Source organism: Halobacteriovorax sp. YZS-3-1 (genome assembly GCF_047084945.1).
GTDB classification, from domain to species: Bacteria; Bdellovibrionota; Bacteriovoracia; order Bacteriovoracales; family Bacteriovoracaceae; genus Halobacteriovorax_A; species Halobacteriovorax_A vibrionivorans.
Genome location: NZ_JBKIYI010000002.1, coordinates 88,183 through 108,329, shown reverse-complemented (window position 1 = coordinate 108,329; position 20,147 = coordinate 88,183). Strand labels below are relative to the sequence as shown.

The 20,147-nt window shown below is 35.8% G+C and carries 17 protein-coding genes and 1 pseudogene; 12 read left to right on the top strand and 6 right to left on the bottom strand.

Going from position 1 to position 20,147, the window contains the following annotated elements; genetic code table 11:
- The first annotated feature begins 142 nt into the window (after positions 1–142).
- Positions 143–2,116: a hypothetical protein gene (locus ACMAZI_RS10415; RefSeq protein ID WP_412474055.1), complete on the top strand. Its 1,974-nt coding sequence runs from the start codon at positions 143–145 to the stop codon at positions 2,114–2,116.
- Between the two features lie 31 nt (positions 2,117–2,147).
- On the opposite strand, the gene ACMAZI_RS10410 is transcribed toward ACMAZI_RS10415, so the two are convergent.
- The 4 genes from ACMAZI_RS10410 to ACMAZI_RS10395 all read right to left on the bottom strand — a co-directional run bounded on the left by ACMAZI_RS10410 (position 2,148) and on the right by ACMAZI_RS10395 (position 6,429).
- Positions 2,148–3,179 carry a pseudouridine synthase gene (locus ACMAZI_RS10410; RefSeq protein ID WP_115362080.1) on the bottom strand — a complete coding sequence of 344 codons (1,032 nt, stop codon included), beginning with the start codon at positions 3,177–3,179 and terminating at the stop codon, positions 2,148–2,150.
- 117 nt (positions 3,180–3,296) lie between these two features.
- Positions 3,297–4,826, bottom strand: a complete 1,530-nt coding sequence (scpB, locus tag ACMAZI_RS10405; RefSeq protein WP_334678751.1) for an SMC-Scp complex subunit ScpB — start codon at positions 4,824–4,826, stop codon at positions 3,297–3,299.
- A 21-nt stretch (positions 4,827–4,847) separates the two neighbouring features.
- Positions 4,848–5,744, bottom strand: a complete 897-nt coding sequence (locus ACMAZI_RS10400; RefSeq protein WP_115362084.1) for a segregation and condensation protein A — start codon at positions 5,742–5,744, stop codon at positions 4,848–4,850.
- Between the two features lie 25 nt (positions 5,745–5,769).
- Positions 5,770–6,429: a site-2 protease family protein gene (locus ACMAZI_RS10395; protein ID WP_115362086.1), complete on the bottom strand. Its 660-nt coding sequence runs from the start codon at positions 6,427–6,429 to the stop codon at positions 5,770–5,772.
- 137 nt (positions 6,430–6,566) lie between these two features.
- Between ACMAZI_RS10395 and ACMAZI_RS10390 the strand changes: the two genes are divergently transcribed.
- The 10 genes and pseudogenes from ACMAZI_RS10390 (at position 6,567) to ACMAZI_RS10345 (ending at position 17,224) form a co-directional block, all read left to right on the top strand.
- Positions 6,567–6,977 (top strand): NUDIX domain-containing protein, encoded by a 411-nt coding sequence (locus ACMAZI_RS10390; RefSeq protein ID WP_115362087.1) that lies wholly within the window; start codon positions 6,567–6,569, stop codon positions 6,975–6,977.
- Positions 6,965–7,921, top strand: coding sequence for a hypothetical protein (locus ACMAZI_RS10385; RefSeq protein WP_412474054.1), 957 nt, complete (start codon positions 6,965–6,967; stop codon positions 7,919–7,921). The genes ACMAZI_RS10390 and ACMAZI_RS10385 overlap by 13 nt, the downstream gene beginning before the upstream one ends.
- Positions 7,918–8,886 (top strand): hypothetical protein, encoded by a 969-nt coding sequence (locus tag ACMAZI_RS10380; protein ID WP_334678749.1) that lies wholly within the window; start codon positions 7,918–7,920, stop codon positions 8,884–8,886. Before ACMAZI_RS10385 ends, ACMAZI_RS10380 begins: the two co-directional genes overlap by 4 nt.
- Before the next feature lie 135 nt (positions 8,887–9,021).
- Complete coding sequence (locus tag ACMAZI_RS10375) at positions 9,022–9,234, top strand: hypothetical protein (RefSeq protein WP_115362092.1); 213 nt, start codon at positions 9,022–9,024, stop codon at positions 9,232–9,234.
- Between the two features lie 8 nt (positions 9,235–9,242).
- The gene (locus tag ACMAZI_RS10370; RefSeq protein WP_115362094.1) at positions 9,243–9,443 is read left to right on the top strand and encodes a hypothetical protein; all 201 of its coding nucleotides are present in this window, start codon (positions 9,243–9,245) and stop codon (positions 9,441–9,443) included.
- Between the two features lie 117 nt (positions 9,444–9,560).
- Complete coding sequence (trmB, locus tag ACMAZI_RS10365) at positions 9,561–10,313, top strand: tRNA (guanosine(46)-N7)-methyltransferase TrmB (protein ID WP_115362096.1); 753 nt, start codon at positions 9,561–9,563, stop codon at positions 10,311–10,313.
- Positions 10,314–10,334: 21 nt separating this feature from the next.
- Complete coding sequence (gene dnaG / locus ACMAZI_RS10360; protein WP_115362098.1) at positions 10,335–12,218, top strand: DNA primase; 1,884 nt, start codon at positions 10,335–10,337, stop codon at positions 12,216–12,218.
- 18 nt (positions 12,219–12,236) lie between these two features.
- Positions 12,237–12,578, top strand: a pseudogene (locus ACMAZI_RS10355) (RNA polymerase sigma factor region1.1 domain-containing protein); the annotation flags it as partial.
- A complete protein-coding gene (gene rpoD, locus ACMAZI_RS10350; protein WP_233500263.1) occupies positions 12,552–13,988 on the top strand; it encodes an RNA polymerase sigma factor RpoD in 1,437 nt (478 codons plus the stop codon). The pseudogene ACMAZI_RS10355 and the gene rpoD, both read left to right, overlap by 27 nt.
- A gap of 104 nt (positions 13,989–14,092) precedes the next feature.
- Entirely contained in the window at positions 14,093–17,224 is a 3,132-nt protein-coding gene (locus tag ACMAZI_RS10345) for a DEAD/DEAH box helicase (protein ID WP_412474053.1), read from the top strand.
- Here the strand turns inward: ACMAZI_RS10345 and ACMAZI_RS10340 are convergent.
- Both ACMAZI_RS10340 and ACMAZI_RS10335 read right to left on the bottom strand, forming a co-directional pair.
- Positions 17,217–17,957 (bottom strand): inositol monophosphatase family protein, encoded by a 741-nt coding sequence (locus ACMAZI_RS10340; protein WP_412474052.1) that lies wholly within the window; start codon positions 17,955–17,957, stop codon positions 17,217–17,219. The two genes, ACMAZI_RS10345 and ACMAZI_RS10340, sit on opposite strands and share 8 nt — an antisense overlap.
- A 2-nt stretch (positions 17,958–17,959) precedes the next feature.
- Positions 17,960–18,871 carry a hypothetical protein gene (locus tag ACMAZI_RS10335; RefSeq protein WP_412474051.1) on the bottom strand — a complete coding sequence of 304 codons (912 nt, stop codon included), beginning with the start codon at positions 18,869–18,871 and terminating at the stop codon, positions 17,960–17,962.
- Positions 18,872–19,201: 330 nt separating this feature from the next.
- Here ACMAZI_RS10335 and ACMAZI_RS10330 point away from each other — a divergent pair, with 330 nt between their 5' ends.
- On the top strand, positions 19,202–20,146 hold the full coding sequence (locus ACMAZI_RS10330; protein ID WP_115362108.1) for a methylenetetrahydrofolate reductase: 945 nt from the start codon (positions 19,202–19,204) through the stop codon (positions 20,144–20,146).
- The last annotated feature ends 1 nt before the right edge of the window (position 20,147 follow it).

Below are 20,147 nucleotides of genomic sequence, written 5' to 3'. Positions count from 1 at the left end.
ACTTATTTTGACTTTATTTTTTGCCACTAGAAACCATGGCCATATAAGTTCAATACGTTACGGCCGTTTACACACTATACAGTTATAGATAAGGTTTACACACCTACAGTTATATCAGTTAGTTATGTGATACAACCTAAGAATGAAACAATTCACTATCCTCACATTATTCTTAATTAGCTTAACGACCTCTGCTGCAAACCCTGAAATTTCAGAACCAGTGAAGGAACAAAAAGAGAGTAAGTTTACTTATTTTTTAAAGAATTACCTAACCAAAGAGAATATAAAGCGTAATCTTGTGGATGCTTTTAATAGTTTAACTATTAGCCTCGATACCGATATCTTCAAGATCGACCTATATGATGGCCTAAGTTTGAAAGGTAAGTATGAATATGAAGTCGACAAGTCTTATATTCCAGGCCAATACACAAGACGTGACAGATTTGAATTTAAAATAGATCACGATAGCAAAAGAACATTTTTTCCTGAATTACAATCACCTCTATTTTTAAAAGGTAATCGTAAAAACGAAGTTATTATTTCACGTCAATATGTTAAAAAAATTGATGCTATGAAGGCACTACCATTTAACGTTGCCAAGCTACCAATTAGAGCAAAATACGTTGATCGTTTAAATGAAGGAGACTTCATTTCCATACCGGCTTCAATGGCACTTACTACAGGTTTTTCATATAGTGACGTTGCTCCTGTCTTAAAAACTGGTCTCACTGGTTTTTATACATTTGCAGGAGAATTTCTTATTCAAGTCTACAAACTTGAAGATCAAAAAGTAAGAGTTAAGATTATTGCAGAAAAGAAGAAGGCCAGAGGACTTAGTTTTAAAAGTAGCTTTGGTGTCGAATTATTCAGCTTCGAAATTCTAGGATTTGATGTTGATCATGAATATAAAATAGACTGGATCAAACTCGATACATCGAAAACAAAAGGTAATATTATTCTATCTGACTATGTTTTTGATCTCAAAGATGAAGAAGTTCGTAAGGTCTATAATAATCTATTCAATAATGTATTCAAATTCAAAGAAGCAAAACTTCTTGCTGAATCATTAAATACAGATCTTCTCGATCGCTACTACGTAGTAAACCTTGAAGATGTCGATCGTCTTGCAGTTGCAGACAAAGACCAAGAGGCGCCAAGAGTTGAAAGAGTCTTCAAAGGTCACAACCGTTATACCTCAAATTCATCAGGGGTAACTCTAGACTTAGATTTTCTAAAGCTTAGCTCACGTGGCCACTATATTAACAACCGATTCAACTTCGAGAGATTAGATGGCTCTACAATCGCCTTTTATTATCCTAATTATACGAAGAGATCAGAATCCAAAATCACAATTCAAATTTTTGATACAAAAGAAGAAAAGGTTCTCTCTTATTATGGACTTACTTCTTCTCATGAGGATCATAAATTCTTAAATGTCGGGATGAACTTCATAAGACGTGACAATGAATTTAGAAAATCAGAGCAAAGAAGATATAAGAAGGTTCTGGAAGGGATTGTACCTGAACGTTTCAAGAAGGATGTACTAGATAGTATCTCACTAGAGAGGAGATACGTTAACTTTAGTTCAAATCTTAAGATGATTTTTAAAGGCCCTGCCTTTTCAGTATTTGATAAATACACTCTGGAAGAATTCATCTCAATCATGCAAGAAAAGTTAAAAGGTAAAGACGTTATTCGTTTATCAAATCGTCACCTTCATAAGACTGATCACTTTTACACGTGGCAACTTGAGCGTGAGTACTTCAGGAAATCAAAAAAGTTAGCTGAGTACTTCTACAATATTATTAAGAGTGATTCTCCATATCAAGAAAAAGTGGAGAAGTTCACAAAGAAGCTCAAGAGATTAAGAAATGAATACCATGTTATGCAAATACTTGCAGATCTCCTACCACAAGATAATCTGGAGGATTACCTCTATTTTGACTTACTAATTACAGATGATTCTGAAACATTAGTTGATCTACAATTTGGAACTAATGACTATAAAGAAATTTATGGCCAATTAGAATACCTCGATCGATATATTCGACGAAATGGTGAAGACTTAAGAATAGACACAAGAATAGAAGATATCCAGATGTCCATAAATGATTAAAAAAAAGCCGCTTATCTAAGCGGCTTTTTTATTATTTAACAAATTCAACATGAACTGGTTTTTCATTAAGCTCTTTCTTAGCAATTCGAGCCTTCTTCTTTTCCTGTCTCTTCTTATGAGCAGCTTCTTTTTCTTCCCAAGCTTGACGACGAATTTCTTTCTCTTTCGCCTTCTTAGTCTCAGCAATATCAGTTAATGATTTGTAATATGTTTCTTTTCTGAACTTAGTGAAGGCCTTATCATCAGCTGCAGTACAGTTTTGATGACCTTTCTTTTTAAGATTAACTGATTTTTTACTTGAAATATATTCAACAGCTTTTGCCGTTTTATTTCCAACGTTATCGATACCAATAGCTGCAAGAAGACTCTTCTTTGAAACTAAACGATATGAACCTGGGGCAATTCCATCAACTGTTAGTCCACCAATTGCAACACGCTTTAGTTTATCAACAGTTAGTCCCGCACCTTCACACATGCGACGAATCTCACGATTCTTTCCTTCAGTAATTCTGAACTCTAACCAAGTCTTTGTTTCAAGTTGCTTAATAACTCGAACCGCCTTAGGTTTTGTCATAACACCATCAATATAAACACCAGCTCTTAATTTCTTGAGAAGGAATTCATTAACAGCACCAAAGATTTTAACTTCATAGACTTTAGTTAAATCTGAACTTGGGTGAATAACAAGGTTTGCAAAATCACCATCATTTGTCATGAGAAGCAGACCTTCTGAAAGGTAGTCCAGACGACCTACAGGATAGATCCTCTCACTGATCTCTTTACAAAGATCAATAACAGTCTTTCTACCTTCTGGATCATTAACAGTTGTCATAACACCACGAGGCTTATTCATAACCATATAGATTTTTTCAACAGCACCAAGATCAGCTGCTTTACCGTCAACTACGACCGCATCAACTTCAGGTGCTACTTTTGTTCCTAATTCTCTAATTGTGATTCCATTAACTTTCACACGACCTTGAACAATTAAATCTTCGGCCTTCCTACGTGAAGTAATTCCACAATCAGCAATAAATTTTTGTAAACGTACTAGTTTAGACATTTGATACTCCTATCTGCCATCACGGCGGTTAAAAGGTTATAAAGAAAAAGCTTACGCATAGATAGAACTAAACGTAAGCTTTTACAAGTATTTAAGTAATTATTTCTTGATTATATATTACTCAGGACGTGAGTCTGAATCTTCTAAGTCCTTGTTATTTAAGAAATCAAGGTCCAGATCCAAATCACGGGCCCCATTAATTAAATTCTGAGTTGTTTCATTGATGCTATCATCAAGGTCAACGGCCATCTCATCTTGAGGTAGTGAAGTCTCTCCACCAAAAAGTTTAGAGAAGGCATCATCAAGGGCCTGGGCCAGCTCATTAGCTTCATTATCCGTTTTCGTTTCATCAATAATTGCAATTTCTTCAACTTCTTCAACTTTCTTCTCAGTTGATTCAGGAGTTAAGATTGCTTCGGCCACTTCACTAAGAGCCTCATTAACAGAATCTTGAGCTTCAACTTCTTGTGCCTCAATCTCAGACTCATCTTCATTATTATCTTCAAATTCTATTGGCTCATCTTTTATGACTTCACCAGAATCTAGATCGATCATTTCAAAGTCATCTTCCTCTTCTTCAGGTACATTAAATGGACCTTTAGAAAGGTCTTCAATAACTTCAGGACAAGTAATGGCCGTGAATATTTCAGAGCTAGCTGACTCTTTATTAGCACCAGTAACTAGAGAATTATCAAGATGTTGCTCAAGTAGGTCAAAGGCAGTTAGAGATACTTCATCTCCTTCCCCTTTCTTACGTTTTCTTTCTTGAACTCTAAGTGATTTTGTAAATGCTGTTTCAGAATCAATCGACTTAATTGATGCTGCAATATTATCAAGTTCTTCAATTTCATCTTGGTCAAAGCGCGACTTAAGGTCAGCATTAACAAGAGTTTTAATATCTTCAATTTTTCCCACACCTTGAGTAGCAATTTCAGATAGCTCGTGCTCAGGTGGTAGTTGATCAATATTTGCAAGATTAAATACTTCTAAAAACTCTGGAGTCGTTCCATAAAGAACTGGTCTACCGACTTCATCAGAGCGTCCTGCAACTTTAACAAGTCTCTTATCCATAAGTCCGCGCACAATATGAGAACTATCAACACCACGGATCTTTTCAACTTCAATTTTTGAAACTGGCTGCTTATAAGCAATAATAGCGAGTACTTCAAGAGCTGTTGGAGATAAAACAAGCTCGTTAATTTTAAATAAATCTTGAACATATTTAGAGAAAGTTGCTTTCGTTCTAAATTGATAACCATTAGCAACTTCTTGCAGTCGAATACCATGATGCTTTAACTCGTATTCTTCCTGAAGTCTTGAAATTGCTTCGTGAACTACTCTCAGTGGAATATCATCATCAATTAGAGCCTTAATCTTCATTAATGGAACAGGCTTATCGCTCATGAAAACAATTGTTTCAATTGCACCACAAATTGTCTCTTCGTTAAGGCCAGTTCTCGCCTTCCAAAGCTTATCTTCTTGAAGTTTTTCATCTGCAAAGTCTGACTCTAATTTTAAGTATTCCTCTGGATACTCAAGATCATCATCTGAAGGCATAAGGGCCATCTCAAGCTCTTCAAGCATCTCTTCATCTGTCGATACAAACTCTAAGTTTAAATCTTCATTCATTGTGTTGTTTTCCATCATAAATCTCTCTAAATATGTATGCTATTGTTGTATTGCTTGTTCTAGTTCTTGAGCATCAATTTGCTCAGCTGTATTTTCATCTTCAAAGCCATCTGCCTGAGTTACGTCAAAGTCATCGAGTGATCTAACAACATCAACATAGACTTGACCAAAGTTTTCATTTTGAAAAATCTCTAGTCGCTTAAGTCTTGCTAGCTCTAATAATGAAATAAATGTGATAACAACGTTATCAATCGTATTCTTACCATCGGCCGAAACTTTTGCAGTACTCTCACCAGTCGTTGTTGCAATTCGACTATTGCTATCGTTTTCTAAAAGCTCTTCTAAATTAGTTTTCTGACCAACTGATAAATAACTCTTTAAGAATTCTAGTTTTTCTTTAATCGATAAACGATCTCTTTTAACAACCGTGTACTTACGATTTTGACGGAAAATAAAGTCAATCATCGTATCAGTTAACTTCTCGAGATCCATTGGTGTAAGAATTGAGTTTACAATCTCTTTGCGATTAATCTTTGGCTTAACAAAGATATCAACACCTTTTTGTGGTAGCTCCATCAGGCGTTGTCCCATTTTTTGATAAAGAGCTAACTCCTCAAGGCGGCGAACAAGTTCTGCATGAGAAGTGATATTAAGAGAGCCTTCTGCTCCCAATTGATTGTGCAGTTTTGCCTGCTCTTCTTCTGTGACGGCATTCTTAGATTTAAGTAAAACAAGAGTTGCAGCTAAGAATAAATAATCACCTGCAATATCGAAGTTTAACTCTTTCATATTTGCAAGATAATCCAGGTACTGCTTTGTGATCTTTGTAAGATCAAGCTCCTTAATTGACATCTGCTCCTTCTGAATTAATAGAAGAAGTAGAGACAAGGGGCCATCAAACGTATCCGTTTTAACCTTAATCGTTGTGTCTAACATGTGTTAATCCCTCAAAATCCTATTGCTAGGAAAGAATAGCTGCAAAACCATTCATTAAAATCAATCCAAGCCCCATTACTGGTCGAATGACATAGCCTAAAATTGGTGTAAACCAAAGTACTAGGATGAAAACGAAGCTAAATCTTTGGAGCTCTTCATATTTGCGTGCTGTATTGTAGTCTAAGTATGCTGCTACCATCTTTGAGCCATCTAATGGCGGAAATGGAATCAAGTTGAATACTGCTAAGACGACATTAATCATTACAGAGTATTCAAGCATTTGTATGAATTGTGATTTCAGTGAGAATGTTGCAGGAACATAGGCGTAAACCATTCCAAAAAGAAGAGCAGAAAACACCATCAGCAATAAATTTGCTCCAGGGCCTGCAAAGCTAACCCAAAAAAGTCCTGACTTAATATTTTTAAAGCGGCGAACATCCACAGGAACTGGTTTTGCCCAACCAAATGGGATCCATCCAGCAAAAATAGCAACAAGTGGAAAGATAACTGTTCCCACAAGATCAATATGTGGAGCTGGATTTAAAGTTAAGCGCCCAAGTCTATCGGCCGTATCATCTCCATATCTCTTGGCCATCCATCCGTGACCAAACTCATGAAACGAGATTGCCAGTAAGAAGCCTGGTAAGGCCAACGTCAATTTATTTATTATCTGCATTAAATCCATCGCAATAATCTACCAAAAACCACGGGAATCGACAAAAAATTGCGACGCAAAATGAACGGAATGTAAGACAAATTAAAGAAATTTACCCATTTTTTGCCCAAGCCACTGTAATTTCAAAATTTTGCTATAATAAAGATATGAATTCACTGCATAAAAAAGTCCAAATTATCACTCTGCACAAAGAGAAAAAGGCCCTCCTTCTCCTTGAGATGAAAGCCGATCGAGGATTTGGTTGGCAAAATGTAACAGGATCTGTTGAGTCTGGAGAAGATATTTTCACTGCGGCCAAAAGAGAACTCTTAGAGGAAACGGGAATTGAGGAAGCTGAATTAGTTCAACTCTCCCAAGAATTTAAATTTCATGATCGTTGGGGAAAGGATGTTATTGAATATTGTTTTGCGGCCCTCACTAACAAGGATGAAATAACAATATCAAAAGAGGAACACCAAGGTTTTAAATGGCTTCCTATAAACGAAGTCCAATCCAAAGATTTTAAATACGAAAGTAATTTTCTAGCATTTCAAGAGGCTATAAATTGTCTAAGTTAATTCTTCTCCAATTATTGATGATTACTCTTCTCTTTTCAAATGCAAGCCATGCAAATGAAGAGAAGCTCTTTAACGACCTACTAGAGCTTGGTCGAGAAGATAATGCTCAAAAAATCAACTATCGTAAGCGCTTTAAATACACTAAGAATAATTTCAAAGTACGTACATTTCGAAGTGTTATTTTAAAGAACTCTCTCGTTGAAAACCTAGAGGGAACAAAGTTTTACCGAGTGCCAAAGAATACGATTATTCGTACACAAGAAATAAGACCAGGATCAAAATACTATTACCTTGTTCCTAAAAGCGGTGAAATGAAGGATGTTAAATATGTCACACAAGGACAAAATTTAAACCACTTAGAGAATATTCTCACCTTCCATGAGAAAACATTTAAACCCTTTAATCGAGATAAATTTAAGGCCGTGGAATTTGATAAAAAACAGATCCATACCTACTTACACCTTCAAGCAGGAGTTGGTTCTTCATCGCCTAATTTCTTCACAGATGGCCTATCTCTTAATGCTACAAACTTCACTCTTGAAGCAGGTGTCGAGACATTTAAGGACCTTCCAGTATTTGTAAACTTCGAGTACCTCTCACAAAATAGCGGACAAGAAGTTCAATTCAATACTTACTCTATAGGCTTAAGAATTGAATACCGATATCGTATTAACGATGATTCATTTATTACGGCCGGACTTGGGGCCAATCGTTCACTATATTCTTCGGCCGAAGTATATGGTCAGTCAGTAGACCACTCTCTTGACTCATTTGGGGCCAACTTTAGCTATAATTACAAAAGTTATTTCTTAAGTTTTGATTTAAAAAAACAAACATATACATTTGATGCAAATGTCTTCTTTCCAAATACATCACTTACTGATGATAATTCAGCGACAATGCTAAGTCTCAGTATAGGAAAGGAGTTTGAGGTTTCCATATGATAAAAGTGTTCCTAATCCTCTTACTGACTTTTAATACTCTTGCAACTCAAGGAATTATACGAGTTCATGAAGCACCAGTTGTAAGCGAGCCCAATGCTAGTGGAAGAATTCTTATGCGCATCAGAAAGGGTGACAGTGTTTATTTACATCCGAACTATCTAAATAATGAAAACTATTATGTTACGTTAACGAGAGATGGACGAAAGGCCTATATTAGGAAAGACTTCATTAAGCTGGTATTAAATAATGACTCAGAGGAAATTGGAAACACAATCTATGTAAAGAACGACCCAACTGATTATGTAATAGATGAACCAATTCCTGATGAATATCCCCTAAAGGGCCATCCTACAAACCGGGCCCAAGTGGACCTCATATTTAAGCAAGGGCCAACTTCGCGTTACGGCTACACCTCTCAAGTTCAAAGAGAGAGCAATGGTTTTGAGGGTAGTCTAAATATCAAATACTTAAGACCTGCAAGCTTTGATGACGAAAACCGCCTCTACTTTGGCTTCTATGGTGGTATCTCAACAGGACAGAGTGAGTATCAGTTAAATGGAGATATTTTTACGAAAGAAAGTAGTTCAATTTTTACATTAGGACCTGTTGTTTCATACACCTTTCATAAAAGACAATACTTTGAAATCGAATCGATGCTTCAAGTAGGTGTTAATTATCAAAGACGTTTTATTTCTCAGGATGACCAGACAAATTCCATTGCTGAAGAGAAGTTATTTTCTGGCATGATGTTCAATATTCGCCTTGCAGTTAATCTATCTCATAAAAGAGCATTCAGCTCAAAACACACCTACTTCTATCACGGCCCAGTGATTGATATTAAGCTTCCATCAACACTTGACTCTGATGCTCAGTTTACTCATGGGCAACTATGGTCCTCACCTTCCGTTTCAACAGAGCTTGAAGGAACCTTTGGCTATAATGTCGGAATCACCTATCGTTACTAGGGTTTAGACGACCTAGGTAGTTTTTTCCCCGTCTAAAAGAAAACTCATATATTTTTAATTAATAAATTTAAGTGTCGATATAGTTAGTGTCATTGTTTTAGCAAGGATTGCTAAGCATAAATCAGGAGGAAGATTATGACAGTTTCATACAAAGGCACAGAAGTACTATTCCAAAAATTAGGTAATAACTGGTTTATTTTCGCTGAGATTAACGATGAGGTTGTTTACTCAACGATGCCAGACGGAATGGATCCTTATTCAACAAAACTAGAACTATATGAAGTAATTGAAGATCACATGAAAAGAGTATCATCAATGAAAAAGAGCTCAGCTGAAGCTGCAGCTTAGGATATCCAATGGGTGTAAAAAAATACACAAATTTATACATGGGTGCTCGCTCACACGAGCATGAAGCACCCACTACATCAAAAGAGCACAATAAGCAGCAAGACAAACTTGAGATCGAACAATTGAAAAAAGCTATTGCTGATCGATTCAAAGATCCAGAACAAGTCAAAAAAGCTGCACGCATTATTGAAGAAATGCTCAATCGCTAAGAATTCAATAAAATTCTCTTAATCCAAGTATGTAGAATCTCTTAATAGAGCCTATAATACCTTGCCTGAGCGACTTGAATTTGATAACTAGGTGCAATAATCATTTAGGAGTTCAAGTTGCCAGTAAAATCAGACGCTCAAGAAGCGACAAACGATCCATTTGCTTATGAACAAAATAAGGATAAGTCTTTTTCAAAAGACTTCCAATACAAGCATCGTAATCCATACCACGATAAACTAACTGAATTTAGTGAGTTCGTTCTTCGAGATGAAGAGGCCGAAGAATACCAAGGGAAATGGAATAGCGAAGTTTTCAAACAAGATGGTGAATTATGTCTTGAGATTGGATCTGGTTACGGACACTTCATGCTCCAATACTGTGACTCATATCGCGACCAAAACTTTGTCGGACTCGATTATCGTTTTAAGAGAAGCTACGCCCTAGCAAAGAAATTAAAATCACTACCATATAGAAATTTCAAATACTTAAGAGCAAAAGGTGAAAGAATTGAGCATCTTTTTGCTGAAAACGAGCTTGATAAGGTTTTCTACTTCTTCCCTGATCCATGGCCGAAGGCACGTCATCACAAGAAGAGACTTTTTCAACTTCCTTTTTTAGAGAGAGCTTACAAAGTTATCAAGCCAGGTGGATACTTCTTTGTTAAAACAGATCACGATGGATATGCTGAGTGGATGAAGGAAGTTATTGAAAAACAGGATCTATTTGAACTTGAATTAGAAACTAAAGACCTTTGGAATGATGCTCCAGATCACTTACTTTGCCAATTTAAGACGAAGTTTGAGAAAATATTTATCGAGCAAGGTGTAAATATTAAAGCTTTTGTTCTAAAATCCAAAAAAGCAAATTAATTAGCTAGGTTAGTCACACACATGTCTTTACAACAACTGCGCGAAAAAATCGTCAACGAGATCCCGATTTCAGATTTAATCGAGCGCTATGGTGTGCACTTAGTTCGAAAGGGAAATAATCTCTATGGAGTCTGCCCTTTCCATGATGACACAAACCCTTCTATGTCTGTCGTCAACGATAAGCGAATGTATAAATGCTTCTCATGTGGAGCCGGTCACAGTCACTTTGATTTTGTTATGAACCTGCAAAGCATGGAATTCATTGAAGCAATGAAGGATATATGTGACAAATTTGGAATTGATTTTGACTCTTATACAAATAAGAAAGAGAAATCCAAAGAGTTCATTTATGCTGAAAAACTACTTAAGGTGGCATCAACTATATATTTTCAATCTGGCCGAAACCTCAAGCCAGAGCAGTATCTAGACTTTCTAAAAAATCGTCACTTGAGTGATGAGATTGCTGACCTCTATCAACTAGGGTTTGCCCCAAAGAAGAATAGTGTCTATGACTATGTATGCTCTCTTCCCAAAAAAGACCGAAATGAAATTCTTCAAACGGCCTTAAAAATAGGAATTATTAAACACAATAAAGATAATGGGTCCCATTATGATACTTTCAGGGAGCGTATTATGTTTCCTATTTGGGACCACTACGGTAAAGTTATTGGCTTCACAAGCCGAAGAATTCACGAGTATCAACACGCTAAGTACATGAATTCTATAGAATCGTTCATATTTAATAAGAGAAACCTACTCTATGGCCTCCATCTTGCAAAATCTTTCATTAGAAAGCGCGATAGCGTTATCGTCGTAGAAGGAAATATGGACCAAATTGCAACTTACAAGAAAGGATTCGAAAATAGCGTTGCCATCATGGGTACGGCCCTTGGTGATAATTCCCTGCGTACACTTAAGTCTATGACGAAAAATATTTATCTCGCTCTGGATAATGATGAAGCAGGATATAAAGCATCGCAAAGAACAAACCGCCAATTCTTGGAACACGGTATTTTACCTAAGTTTGTCGACTTATCTCCACATAAAGATCCTGATGACTTTCTTGATAAAGAAGGTACTCTTGCTTTCCAAGATCGAATTGATAATGCCCAGGCCTTTATTGACTATGAATTTAACAAGTTGCTTCCTCAGCGACCAATAGAGATTCTCGACGAAAAGTTAAATCTTCTTAAACAAGCCTTTGATATTGTTTCACCTCTTGGCAATGACCTTAATGCCAATGAAAGGCTTGTGTCATGGGCAAAGAAACTTGGCCTAGAGTCTAGTAAAGAGAGTATTCTCGACAACTATGGACAATTCTTAAAAGATTCGAAGAGCTCAACTTTTCAACCTAAAATTACTAATCAAAATACCCCGCAAGAGGAACCTCCTGCATACGATGAAGATTATATGGCAAACTTTGTGGAAGACTCTGCAAACGGGATGCCAAGTTACCCTGAAGAAGAGGATAAGATTTCCAAAACAGAGGAAACTTTATTGCTTGCTATCATTGAACATCCGGATTGCCTTGAGTATGATGAAATGACCGATCTACTTGATTTTATGCAGTCAGATAGGGTAAAAGAATATATTTTGAATCTAAAAAATTTAATCTTTGAGATAGATCAGAGGGAATTTAAAAACTTTGCACTTTCGAGTTCTTCCGAATACGGCCTTGAAGAAATTATCAAAAAAGGCATTATAAAAAATAAAGGAATCCAACTAGAAAAAGAGAAAGCTGTAAAAATAATTAATGACCTTCGAAAAAAATTAATTAAAGAAAATCTTAGAGAAAAAAGACAACTCCTAAAGTTAAAAAGAAGTGAGATAAAAACTCAATCTGAATTAACTGAGTTGTTAAAAGAGATTCACGACATCGAAAAAAAGTTATTTACTTTGAAGTAAAAATTGGAGAAACCGAACATGTCAAGTGCTGCACAATTTTTAAAATCAAAGGGGTTTGAAAAACTTATCTCTAGAGGTAAGGATCAAGACACCCTGACTCCAGAAGAAATCAATGATGCGATTCCAGCAAGTATCATTGCTCCTGAAGAACTTGACCTCATCATGCTTGCTATCAACGAAGCTGAAATCGAAATTACAGAGCAAGAATTTGAAGAAGAAGATGAGGGGATCAAACTTGATGGTACAGAAATTATCGAAGAAACACTTTCTAAAGAAGAGAAAGCTGAACTTAGAAGTGCCTCAACTGATCCAGTAAAATTATATTTAAAGAGAATGGGATCTGTCGCTCTTCTAACAAGAGAAGGCGAAGTTGTAATTGCAAAAGAAATTGAAGAAGGTGAAAGAGAAATTATTCTTTCATGTCTAAAGTCTTCACACGCAATCGCAGAGATCATCACTCTAAAAGATCGTATTACTGAACTAGAAAACCCGACAGAGTTTGTTAGAGAACTTGTACGTGGTCTTGATGACGAATCAACTCAAAAAGATGTTGATAAAGTTAAGAAGACAATCATCAACCTTTGTGATGAATTAACAAGTATCTACAATGAAAACGTTAATGAAGATGATGGAACATTTGAAAAATTCTCTAAATCAGAGAAAGAAAGAATGGACCGTATTGCAACAGATCTTGCTGATCTAACTTTCAATAGAAAAATCATTAATAGCTTTGTTGAGCCAGTTAAGAAATACTATCTACAATTTAAAGACCTTTACGAACAACAAGATCGTATCTTTAAATTCCTTGAAGTAGAGACAATTGAAGCATACCGTGAACTTCATGAGAAGATTATGGAAGACGATGCATTTAAACGTGCATTTGCAAAAGAGCTTTTCACAACAGATGCTAAAGTAGAACAACTTGTTCGTAACCAGGAAGATATCCTTAGAAAACTAAGAAGATTATCTCAAGAAGCTGGAATGAGCTTTGATGATATCGAAACTGTTTATAAGATTATCACTAATGGTGAAGAAAGAGCTGACCGCGCGAAAGCTCAACTTGTTGAAGCCAACTTAAGACTTGTTGTTTCAATTGCTAAGAAATATACAAACCGTGGACTACAATTCCTTGACCTAATTCAGGAAGGAAATATTGGTCTAATGAAAGCAGTTGATAAATTTGAGTATCGTCGTGGTTACAAGTTCTCAACTTATGCAACTTGGTGGATTCGTCAGGCAATTACTCGTGCCATTGCTGACCAAGCAAGAACAATCCGTATCCCAGTTCACATGATTGAAACAATCAACAAGATGGTTAGAACTCAAAGACAACTTATCCAAGAGCTAGGGCGTGAACCAACTCCAGAAGAAATTGCTGAGAAAATGGAAATGCCAGTAGATAAGGTTAAGAAAGTTCAAAAGATCTCTAAAGAGCCAATTTCTCTTGAAACTCCAATTGGAGAAGAAGAAGATTCATCTCTTGGAGACTTCATTGAAGACAAGAAGATCATTTCACCTGCCGATGCTGTAATGAGTATTACATTATCTGAGCAAACTCGTTCAGTACTTTCAACTCTTACACCAAGAGAAGAAAAAGTTCTTAGAATGAGATTTGGTATTGGTGAAAAGTCAGACCACACTTTAGAAGAGGTTGGTCAAGACTTCTTCGTTACTCGTGAGCGTATTAGACAAATTGAAGCAAAAGCGCTTCGTAAACTAAGACACCCATCGAGAGCAAAACTTCTAAAATCGTATATCGAAAATAGTTAAGTATTTTAGGCCCCTATTCAGGGGCCTTTCTTTTTAACAGAACAATGACTATTACATTCTCTAATTTTACGTTATAATAAGACTTTTAAAGATAAAGCTTATTTATGACACAAGAACCTGGACTCGATCTAGCAAAAAAATATTTTACGACGTTGGCCATTTCTAAGGCCAGAAAACTTCTCGGCTATGGAAAAGTATCCCTTTCATTTAAGAAAGGTAGTCTTGATGGTTACCTCATCACAACAGGAATCATTAAAGAAGATCGTCCTTACGAATCTAAAGTCGTCTATAAAAAACGTCTTGAAGGTACAGATGAGCCACCTCTTTCAACCACTTGTGATTGTTTAGAGTGGACAGCTGAGAAACATTGTCATCATACTGCGGCTTTATTTATGTATTATATGGCCACTTCTGGCGACCAAAGTGACAATAGTACACAACTTCCCCCAATCGGAGGATATGGTGTCTACCCTCTTGAGTACGGAACTATTATTAATGGCCCGCATGAATTAGAAAATGCTCCACATGGGCCAACATATTCAACTCTTAATTATTCACTTACTAATAAGAAGACGATTGAGTTTCCAATTCCTGAAACATTGAACGGAAAACTTGTCTTTAATATCGCTCCTAATAAAGAGCAACGAATTGATTTTCAAGACGACTTAAAATCAAGTATTCGCTTTGCTATTAAAGATGACGATAGAACCCATCGTAATATAAGCGTTTTTGAAAACCTTTATCTCTTCAATTGGGATACTGGTGAACTCTTCTCTCTTCCAAGTGAAGTAAGAGAATTTGTATCATCTCTAAGATCTAATATTCACTCTTATAAAATTGATGATGCACTAAATCTCGCCTACTCAGAAAGATTAAAAAAGTATATTTCCTTTGAAGTAGAAGGTAATGAATTTGATATTAATGAAATTGAATCCCCTGATTTAAGAGTTTATATCAATAACTCTCAAAGAAAGGGATATAATAACTTTTCTGTAGAGTTCTTTAATAAGGAAGATAAGAGAACAAGACCACCACAATTCTTCTCTTCCCTTACTTTTGAAGGTGGATACCTCGATTTATTTAGAAAGAAAAGTGAAGCATATAACTTTTTAAGAGAAGTTCAGCACTATTTTGAAACAGGTGTTGATGGTTACAAGAAATCTCTTTCTGGTAAGAGTAAAAAGTCAGCTTGGATTCGTATCATCTCTGAAGTTGTAAGCAAAGAATATACACTTAGCTTTGATCATGAAAATCATAAACTCTATAAATATGACAATAAACTTCAACGATTAATTTTTAAAATCATGGTTACAGAGTTTGGAGATCATTTTTTCCGCTACTCTTATCATTATAGAGATAGTAACGAAGTTATTTTTCAAGTTTCCATGTCTCAAATCACTCAAGGACTTTCAAAACTATTTAGTGTGACTAAACCTTATGGTGTTGAGATCTTTTACGATAATAATGAACTCAAAAGCTGGAACTCTCGTATTCGCTTTGAAAGAAAGCAAATTGGACGTTCTGGCTGGTTTGATCTCGAGTTAGAGATCGATGAGCTCGATCAAGATGTTATAAAGAATGTCGATCTAGAAAATAATATCGCCATTACAAAAAGTGGCGTCGTCCTTTTAAATAATGAGCAAAAGGATCTTTTAAAGTTTGTTCAAAAATATACAAAGTTTGAAGCAAAAGAAGAAATACAGGAAGGTAAATTCAAAAAATTCATCCTACCATTTTCTCGCGCAAGAATATTTGAACTTTTTGAACTCAAAAAGATTGGGCTTGAGGGAGCTCTAACAGATGAAGAAGTTGCACTTTGTGAACGTCTACAAAACCTTGAAGGTATCCCTGATTACCCACTATCAAAGCACTTTGATGATATTTTAAGGCCATACCAAAAAACAGGATATAATTGGCTAAACTTTCTTTATGAAAATAAGCTTGGAGCCTGCCTTGCCGATGATATGGGTCTTGGTAAGACTATTCAGACAATTGCTTTTATCGATAGCATCTATGACGAAATCGATAAGGTTCTAATTGTTTGCCCTGTCTCTCTCCTACTGAACTGGGAGAATGAGTTTAAGAAATTTTCAAATATTGATGTCCATATTTATCATGGCGCAGATAGAGAGCTTCCAGAAGATGGTAAAGCAAAAGTTATTCTAACTTCATACGGTATCTTAAAGAGAGAGCTTGAAGCTGAATTTGAAGAAACAAATTATGACATTCTGGTTCTCGATGAAGTCCAGCATTTAAAGAATATGAGATCTCTCGGTGCTCATTCAGCTAGAAAGATTAAAGCAAACTTTAGAGTTTGCCTCACAGGTACGCCTGTCGAAAATGATTTGGCAGAATTCTATAATATTATCGACTTAAGTATTCCTGGAATTTGGGGAGATCTACGATTTATAAGATCGAGCTCAACACCTAAGTCACGAGTATATGCTAGAAAAACAGCTGCACCTTTTATTCTTAGACGAACAAAGAGCCAGGTTCTGACAGACTTACCTCCGAAACTAGAAAATAATGTTCTTCTTAGCTTCAATGATGAGGAAGAAGAATTTTATAAGAATAAACTTCAGTCAATTAAGAACAATATTAATAATGCTCCAAAGAATAAAAAGTATGGTGAGATTCTAAAAGGTCTTCTCGAACTTAGACAAAGTTGTCTTTGGCAAAATCATTCGAATAAGATGACAAAAAATATTCGAAGCTTGGCCTCAACTAAAGTGGACTACCTCATTGAAAGTTTAGAGCAAATTGTTGAAGAAGGTCATCAAGTCATTATCTTCTCACAGTTTACAACATATCTTGATATCATTGGCTCGGCCTTTGACGAGCAGACTTGGAAGTATTCTAGAATCGATGGCTCTCTTAACGTAAAAAAACGTCAAGCGGCAGTTGATGAGTTCCAAAGTGGAAAAACGAAGTTATTTTTAATCTCTCTTAAAGCCGGTGGTGTTGGTCTAAACCTAACAGCAGCAAGTTATGTATTCATAATGGATCCATGGTGGAACCCAGCAGTAGAATCTCAAGCCATTGACCGAGCTTACCGTATCGGTCAGAAAAATACTCTAAACGTTTTTAGGCCAATTATTAAAGGCTCTGTTGAAGAGAAAGTCTTAAAGTTACAAGAGATCAAAAGAGAGCTATTTAAAGAACTTCTTCCTGAAGATGAAGATGAGTTATTTAGCGGTAAATTAACAATGAAAGACTTTGAAGAGCTCTTTAACTAGACTTCAAGCGCTCAATTTCTTCATGGACAATATCTTTTAGCTCATCACGGCAAAAAATAAATGGCCCATTAAGCTTCTTGTCTGCTAGATCAATGATTTCATCAGAATAAATTCCTCTTGAATGACATATCACTACTCCAGCGGCGATATCCCAAATATTCTTATCGCGAAATGAAATGACACATTCACATGCGCCTGCGGCAAGAAGTCCAAGTTTAAAAGCGATTGAGCCGAGTGGAGCAATACGGAAATTCTTCGAGAAGTCCTTCTTATATGCACCCTTCTCCCACTCTGAACGAGAAATCATTATATTTATAGCATCAGCATGAGCATGTCGACTTCCCAATGGAAACTTCACATCACTTGTAATTTCAAACCCTGTAAATGGATTATAGATCCAACCAAAGTTTCTTTCATCTTTGATATCTGCCGAATACAATATCGCCATCGAAACTGCACATTCACCATAACCTTTGGCAAACTCACGTGTTCCATCAATTGGATCTAGCACAATGACAGGAAATTCAAAACGCTCCTGATCTTCTTCTGAAAAAAAATTATAATTATGACCAGACTCTTCAAAGACCTTCTTTATATAGTCCGAAACAAAAATATCAAATTCAGTAACAATACTCTTATCTGCTTTTCTTTCAATGGACATATCGCCCCAAGACAAGCTTTCTAGTTTATCGTGAATACCTTCTTTTATTTTATCTAATTCATTTCGATACATATCTACCTTATGTGAAAGACGATCTCATGCTTAAAAGTTTTTTCTTGTTCAAGATCAACAAGTCCTTCTTTCATATAGAAATCATTATTTGAATCTAGAGCATCAGTAACTCCAAATGCTGGTGAAATACGAACAAATTTTGCACCTGGATAAGTCCATATCGATAGATATGGTATATTTCCAAAGTCTATATTTACTGATTTTTCATTAACTAAGTTCTTAAGAGTAACATTTGAAGAAATAATGTCCTTAAAGACCATCTCTTCGCCTCTGAAGTTCTCTTGATTAACAAAAATCCTTCGATTATTCATAATCTTCTTATTATCGGCATCATGAAAATTAACGAGATCATTTTCTAAAAAGTAAGCTCCTCTTTCTTCTTCACGATCTAATTCGATAAAGCAGTCTTCGACTCTTTCATACCCTAATGGGAGATTGAATGTAGGCCCAAATCCAAGGGAGAAGAACATCTCTTTCTTATCTAGATTTTTAATAACAAATGAAACAGTAAGTTTTGGCCCATAGACCATATAAGTTATTTCTATACTATAACGAAAAGGAAAGATAAGCTCTGTGTCATTAGTATTTGTGTGGACAAAGGTTATGCGATCGCGCCTCTGGTTCTTTACTTCAAATAGAAGCTCTTTTAAATAACCATCCTTTTGCATGCGATAATACTTACGGCCAAGCCAGTATTGATCATCCTTAAGCTTTCCTACTATTGGAAATTGAATTTGAGGCTTCCATGGATGTAAAGTAGGATGCCCCTGCCAAAGGTATTCAACATTTGACTCGAGGTCAAAGATAGAAAGAAGTCCCGCCCCAAGAGACGATACTGATACGCGAATAAATTCACTTTCTAAATGGTATACTTGATTCTCTTCCATCGATGAATCCTCACTTATTACTATCATATCAGCTTTTCTTTCAACATGAAACTCATAAACCCCTGATAATACTTATATTATTCCAATATGAAATCACCTCTGCATTCCAAATAGAGAAAAGATACGAAATCGAAGAGTCCTTAGATAAAACATCTTCAACAAATTGATGGATTTATTTAAATAAATTTTCCCTCATTCGTCCTGCCTCAATAGTCTAAAAATTCAAATTACTCAGATTCATTCGAATTAACCTAAGGCCTCAAAACTTGAGGCCCCTACCTTCCCTTAAAGCTTTATTTATCACTTATAAATGATTAAAATAAGGTTTCACAACAAGCACATAGGGATTTAGATTTAATGAAAGTAATTGAACACATTGATAAGGCCACAAGCCCATTATTTAGTTTTGAAATTGTTCCTCCACCAAGAGGAAAGAATATTTCTGCAGTAACTGATATTGTAAAAAAACTTTTACCATTCAATCCTTCATGGGTTGATGTAACAGCTCATTCAGCTGGTGCATATTATAATGAAAAAAGTGATGGTTCTGTTGAAAGAAAAATCTATAAAAAACGTCCAGGTACTGTTGGTATTTGTGGAGTTATTCAAAATCGCTTTAAGATCGATACTGTAACTCACCTTCTCACTCAAGGCTTCACTAAAGAAGAAACCGAAGATGCTCTAATCGAACTTAACTACCTAGGCATTCACAATGTATTAGCATTGCGAGGCGATGCTCTTAACTACAATAAGAAATATGATCTTTCTCGAAAGAGAAATTTCTATGCCAAAGATCTTGTTGAGCAAATTAGTGATGTAAATAAAGGTGTATACCTCGACGATATTTCAAATAGTTTTCCACTAGACTTCTGTGTTGGAGTTGCTGGATACCCAGAGAAGCATTTCGAGGCCCCTAATCTTGCAACAGATATCCATTACTTAAAACAGAAAGTAGATGCTGGAGCTGATTATATTGTAACTCAAATGTTTTTTGATAATAGCAAGTACTTTGAATTTGTTGATAAGTGTCGCGAAGCAGGTATTACTGTTCCAATCGTACCAGGAATAAAGGTTATTAAGAGAATGAATCAATTCTCAAATGTCCCTCGTCACTTCTACGTTGATTTTCCTGATGAATTTGTAGCTGAGGCCCATGAAAACCCTGATCACATTATTGAGATTGGGATTAACTGGGCACGTAAACAAACAGAGGAGTTATTAAATGCAAATGTTCCTTCTGTTCACTTCTATGTCATGAACGATTGTGACAATGTATCAAAAGTTTTAAAGGGCCTATACTAAA

What these genes read in the sequence shown, in the direction of transcription:
- dnaG (WP_115362098.1), top strand. Translation starts at nt 10,335, where the DNA reads ATGTCTTTACAACAACTGCGCGAAAAAATCGTCAACGAGATCCCGATT.
- ACMAZI_RS10380 (WP_334678749.1), top strand. Translation starts at nt 7,918, where the DNA reads ATGATAAAAGTGTTCCTAATCCTCTTACTGACTTTTAATACTCTTGCA.
- ACMAZI_RS10340 (WP_412474052.1), bottom strand. Translation starts at nt 17,957, where the DNA reads ATGTATCGAAATGAATTAGATAAAATAAAAGAAGGTATTCACGATAAA.
- ACMAZI_RS10400 (WP_115362084.1), bottom strand. Translation starts at nt 5,744, where the DNA reads ATGTTAGACACAACGATTAAGGTTAAAACGGATACGTTTGATGGCCCC.
- ACMAZI_RS10390 (WP_115362087.1), top strand. Translation starts at nt 6,567, where the DNA reads ATGAATTCACTGCATAAAAAAGTCCAAATTATCACTCTGCACAAAGAG.
- ACMAZI_RS10415 (WP_412474055.1), top strand. Translation starts at nt 143, where the DNA reads ATGAAACAATTCACTATCCTCACATTATTCTTAATTAGCTTAACGACC.
- scpB (WP_334678751.1), bottom strand. Translation starts at nt 4,826, where the DNA reads ATGATGGAAAACAACACAATGAATGAAGATTTAAACTTAGAGTTTGTA.
- ACMAZI_RS10370 (WP_115362094.1), top strand. Translation starts at nt 9,243, where the DNA reads ATGGGTGTAAAAAAATACACAAATTTATACATGGGTGCTCGCTCACAC.
- ACMAZI_RS10410 (WP_115362080.1), bottom strand. Translation starts at nt 3,179, where the DNA reads ATGTCTAAACTAGTACGTTTACAAAAATTTATTGCTGATTGTGGAATT.
- ACMAZI_RS10345 (WP_412474053.1), top strand. Translation starts at nt 14,093, where the DNA reads ATGACACAAGAACCTGGACTCGATCTAGCAAAAAAATATTTTACGACG.
- ACMAZI_RS10335 (WP_412474051.1), bottom strand. Translation starts at nt 18,871, where the DNA reads ATGATAGTAATAAGTGAGGATTCATCGATGGAAGAGAATCAAGTATAC.
- ACMAZI_RS10395 (WP_115362086.1), bottom strand. Translation starts at nt 6,429, where the DNA reads ATGGATTTAATGCAGATAATAAATAAATTGACGTTGGCCTTACCAGGC.
- ACMAZI_RS10375 (WP_115362092.1), top strand. Translation starts at nt 9,022, where the DNA reads ATGACAGTTTCATACAAAGGCACAGAAGTACTATTCCAAAAATTAGGT.
- ACMAZI_RS10330 (WP_115362108.1), top strand. Translation starts at nt 19,202, where the DNA reads ATGAAAGTAATTGAACACATTGATAAGGCCACAAGCCCATTATTTAGT.
- rpoD (WP_233500263.1), top strand. Translation starts at nt 12,552, where the DNA reads ATGGGATCTGTCGCTCTTCTAACAAGAGAAGGCGAAGTTGTAATTGCA.